This is a genomic window from Variovorax sp. J31P207 (assembly GCF_030316965.1).
In the GTDB taxonomy this organism is placed as follows: Bacteria; Pseudomonadota; Gammaproteobacteria; order Burkholderiales; family Burkholderiaceae_C; genus Variovorax; species Variovorax ginsengisoli_B.
The window spans coordinates 1-4,389 of the sequence record NZ_JASZYN010000037.1 but is presented as its reverse complement, the minus strand read 5'-3'; the positions used below and the strand labels follow the sequence as shown (position 1 = coordinate 4,389).

The 4,389-nt window shown below is 62.7% G+C and carries 3 protein-coding genes; 2 read left to right on the top strand and 1 reads right to left on the bottom strand.

The features are described from left to right. Both QTI68_RS40055 and QTI68_RS40050 read left to right on the top strand, forming a co-directional pair. A partial coding sequence (locus QTI68_RS40055) for an aldehyde dehydrogenase (protein ID WP_286529966.1) occupies positions 1-1,411 on the top strand: 1,411 nt, incomplete at its 5' end. Positions 1,412-1,491: 80 nt separating this feature from the next. After that, positions 1,492-2,922 carry an aldehyde dehydrogenase family protein gene (locus tag QTI68_RS40050; RefSeq protein WP_286529964.1) on the top strand — a complete coding sequence of 477 codons (1,431 nt, stop codon included), beginning with the start codon at positions 1,492-1,494 and terminating at the stop codon, positions 2,920-2,922. A 99-nt stretch (positions 2,923-3,021) separates the two neighbouring features. On the opposite strand, the gene QTI68_RS40045 is transcribed toward QTI68_RS40050, so the two are convergent. After that, on the bottom strand, positions 3,022-3,855 hold the full coding sequence (locus QTI68_RS40045; RefSeq protein ID WP_286529963.1) for an acyl-CoA dehydrogenase family protein: 834 nt from the start codon (positions 3,853-3,855) through the stop codon (positions 3,022-3,024). Positions 3,856-4,389 lie beyond the last annotated feature (534 nt).

Sequence of the window (4,389 nt, the reverse complement as noted above, 5' to 3'; positions counted from 1 at the left end):
CGCCTGCAACGATCCTTGCGAGGATCGTCCGTGGGGGCAGGTGCCCGTCGCCAGCGTGCAGGATGTGGATCGCGCCGTTCGGGCTGCCCGCCGTGCATTCGATGAGGATGGCTGGCCACATACGCCGCCGGCCACACGCGCTGGGATGCTCCGCAAGCTCGCCGACCTGATCGACCAGAACGCCGAGGAGCTGGCGCTAATCCAGACTCACGAAAACGGCAAGCTCCTCAGCGAGATGTTGCCCGGTGCCCGTGCGCTGGCGAGCCATGCCAGATATGTGGCGGGATTGGCGGAGAACATTCATGGCTCGACGATGCATTCCTATCCGGGCTTCACGACGTACACCGTGCGCGAGGCGGTTGGCGTCGTCGCGGCAATCACGCCGTGGAATTCGCCGTTGACCCTGCTGTCGTGGAAGCTTTTTCCCGCACTTGCAGCCGGCTGCACGATCGTGATCAAACCGTCCGAGGTGACCCCGACGTCGACGCTGCGCCTTGCCGAATTGTGCCAGGAGGCCGGGTTCCCAAAAGGCGTCGTGAACGTCGTCACCGGCTTCGGCCAGCCCTCCGGCGCAGCACTTGCAAATCACGCTGGCGTGGACAAGATCGCTTTCACGGGTTCGACCAACGGCGGAAAGGCGATGCTCGCAGCCACCACGCCGAGAATCGGCCGAGCGACGCTGGAACTGGGTGGCAAATCACCGAACATCGTGTTCGCCGATGCCGACCTCGATGACGCGATCTACGGCGTGATGGGCGGCATTTTTTCGGCGACCGGGCAGAGTTGCATGGCCGGCTCCCGTGTGCTCGTCGAGGACAGCGTCTACGATGATTTTGCGCGCAAACTCGCGGCAGCCACTGCGAAGCTCACGCTCGGAGATCCGCTGGATTCCGGTGTCGACGTCGGGCCGCTGGCTTGCCGGAATCAGTTCGACAAGGTCTTGAGCTACATCGAGATCGGCAAGGCGGAAGGTGCCCGGCTGATCGCGGGAGGCGTGCGCGACACCTCGACCCCTCTGACAGCCGCCGGCCTGTTCGTTCAGCCCGCCATCTTCACCGAGGTTGCCAATTCCTCGCGGCTCGCGCAGGAGGAAATTTTTGGCCCGGTGGCCAGTCTGATCCGGTTCAGCAGCGAGGATCACGCGGTGCAGGTCGCCAACGACGTTGATTTCGGTCTGGCCGCTGCCGTTTGGACGCGTGACGTTGGCCGGGCGCATCGAATGGTCAAGCGTCTGCGAGCCGGAACGGTCTGGGTCAACGCCTACCGTGTCATTCACTACGCGGTTCCCTTCGGTGGATTCAAGCAGAGTGGCATCGGCCGGGAACTTGGTGCCGATGCCCTGGACGACTACACCGAGACCAAATCCGTGTGGATCAATGAAGGAAATCGGCAGGAGTTCGGTCGACGCTGACGGGTCGCACGGTCGGACTTGTGTTTTCAGCCCGCTCCCGGGCGACTTGAATTTTTAGCCAACAGAAGGAGAAAGTGGCAATGACAAACAATCTGCAGTTCTACATCGACGGAGCCTGGGTTGCGCCCATTGAGTTGAGAACGCTGGAGGTGGTGAACCCCGCGACTGAGAAGGCGTTCACCCAGATCGCACTCGGCTCTGCCGCCGATGTCGACCGCGCGGTCATCGCTGCGCGCCGCGCATTCCCTTCCTTTGCCGCAACGAGCCGGGAAGAGCGCCTGGATCTTCTCGGCCGCGTGGTTGCCGTCTATGAGCGCCGCAAAGGCGAGATCGCGGATGCCGTGACGAGCGAGATGGGGGCACCGACGAAGTTGTCGCAGCAGCTTCACGCTCCCATCGGGGTCTGGCACTTTGCGCAAGCGATCCAGACGCTCCGGGAACACAAGTTCGAAGAACAGATCGGCCAGACGCGCGTGGTGCGAGAGGCTCTCGGTGTGTGCGGCTTCATCACGCCGTGGAACTGGCCGATGAACCAGGTCGCGTGCAAGGTCGCGTTCGCTCTTGCCGCAGGCTGCACCATGGTGCTCAAGCCAAGTGAAATTTCACCGATGTCGGCGCTTGTGTTCGCCGACATCCTGCACGAGGCAGGCATTCCGTCTGGGGTCTTCAACATGATCAACGGAGACGGCCCGACAGTCGGTCATGCAATCTCGGCCCATCCAGGGATTGACATGGTGTCGTTCACAGGATCGACCCGGGCCGGCATCCTGGTGGCCAAGACGGCCGCAGAAACCGTCAAGCGGGTCAGCCAGGAACTCGGAGGAAAGTCGCCAAACATTCTGGTCGATGACGAATCCTTTGCTGCTGCGGTTGCCCACGGTGCGCACGCGTGCTTCCACAATTCTGGGCAGTCGTGCAATGCGCCCACGCGCCTCCTCGTTCCTGCCCACAGGCAGGAGGAGGCTGCCGCGATTGCTGGTCGTATCGCAGAGAACGCCGTTGTGGGCGATCCGCTGCTCGAAACGTCCGTCATTGGACCGGTCGCGAACGCTCTACAGTTCTCGAAGATCCAGGCCTTGATCGAGAAAGGCGTCACGGAGGGAGCCCGGCTCACGGCAGGAGGACCTGGCAGACCGGCTGGCCTGACCGAGGGCTACTACATTCGCCCGACCGTCTTCTCCGGCGTGACGAACGACATGACGATCGCCAGGGAGGAGATCTTCGGTCCGGTTCTCTCCATCCTTGCCTACGACAGCGAAGAGCACGCGATCGCCATTGCCAATGACACGGTCTATGGGCTGTCGTCTTACGTTACGGCGTCGGACGTCGAGAAAGCCCGGAGCATTGGTCGAAGAATCAGGGCTGGAATGGTCCATATCAACGGCGCGAACGGGGATGTCGCGGCGCCGTTCGGTGGCTACAAACAGTCGGGGAACGGGCGTGAATGGGGACGCTTCGGGCTGGAAGATTTTCTGGAGGTGAAGTCGATGTTCGGATACGAAACTGCGTAACGCTGATGGCCGGCCGCGGCAGTCGCGGCCGGCATGTCGACTGCCGCAGGCGGGATCGCGTTAAGGGGCGGTTGCGGGTTCTCTGCTCGAACGCCGCACTCAGAAGCCGACGCTCATACCTTGGGCCAGCGTGCGCTTGCCGATGATCAGCTTTTGAATCTCCGATGCGCCTTCATAGATGCGCATCGGACGGGTGTCCCGGTAGAGCTGTTCGATGATGGATCCCACGCTCACGCCTGTCCCACCGAACAGCTGCACTGCGGCATCCACTACCCGTTGTGCCGCCTCGGTGGCGCCCAGTTTGGCCATGGCGATCTCGCGAGTCGGCGAGCGGCTCGACGTGTCCTTGAGCCACGCTGCACGGTAGGTGAGCAGGGCGGCGGTGTCCAGGTTGAGCGCCATGTCGGCGATCTTCATGCGCACCGTGTCCATCTCGGACATCGGCGTGCCGAACAGCTTGCGTCCCGACACGCGTACCAGTGTCTCGTCCAGCGCCCGTCGCGCTGCACCGGTTGCGGCCGCACCCACCGAAGCCCGAAAGTAGTCGAGGGTGTTCATGGCCATCTTGAAGCCCTTGCCGGTCTCGCCGATCAGGTGGGAGCGCGGCACCCGGCAACCGGAGAAGCGCAGGGTGGCGAGGGGGGTGCGGCGAGATGATCTCGGTGCGCGACTCGATGTGCAGGCCTGGCTGCTGCCCCTGAGCGCCTTGATCAGCGCCGGCGTGCCGGTGTCTCCGGTCTTGACCGCTGCGTCGTAAGCGGCCTTGAGCGCGAGCAGGCTGTTGGCGTACTGGTAGGCGGTGTAGACCGGTGCGTCCTTGTAGCGGCTCTGATAGTTGCTGGTGAACCAGTCGTTGAGCGCCGACTTGGGCGCGAACAGGCCATTGGTGCCGCGCGCGGTGAACACCACGCCATCGGGAATCTGCGCGCCCATCCGATACATGGACAGCGCGAGCAGCGGCGCGTAGATCCTGAACCAGCTTCACTGTCGCTGCCGCAATCTGCTCGCTGATCTCGGTGCGCAGCACATGCGTGACGGCGACTGCAGGAGGGGTGAGCTTGGTTTCGACGATCCGGGAAGAGGTTTGGGGCATTGCGGGCAACGTTGAAAAGACAAACCAAGGGGATGCGCGAGTGAACCTGCGCATCCAGAAACGGATTTGTCTTCTGCGGTGCAGTACGTCAGGCGCCGATGGGCGGGCTGCCCGTGCGAGGAATTCCCGTCGGTTTCGACGATTTCGCGCTGCAATTATGCTTCTTAAACTGGGTGCCGAAAAACGAAAAATCTCTTGCGGTCCGATGCGATGGGGCTTGAGCACAGCGCCATGACCGACGTACTTTCATATGACCACGTGCACACGCCGCGCGGTAACAGCCGAATGGTTGCCGAATGCCGCGAGAGGTTAGAAGTCGCCAGGCGGTTCATCTCATGACAGCCGGAGAAGCCGGCGCGTCAGTTGCCCAACGC

Coding starts and splice junctions, on each gene's coding strand:
- QTI68_RS40045 (WP_286529963.1), bottom strand. CDS start 3,855: ATGGGCGCGCAGATTCCCGATGGCGTGGTGTTCACCGCGCGCGGCACC.
- QTI68_RS40050 (WP_286529964.1), top strand. CDS start 1,492: ATGACAAACAATCTGCAGTTCTACATCGACGGAGCCTGGGTTGCGCCC.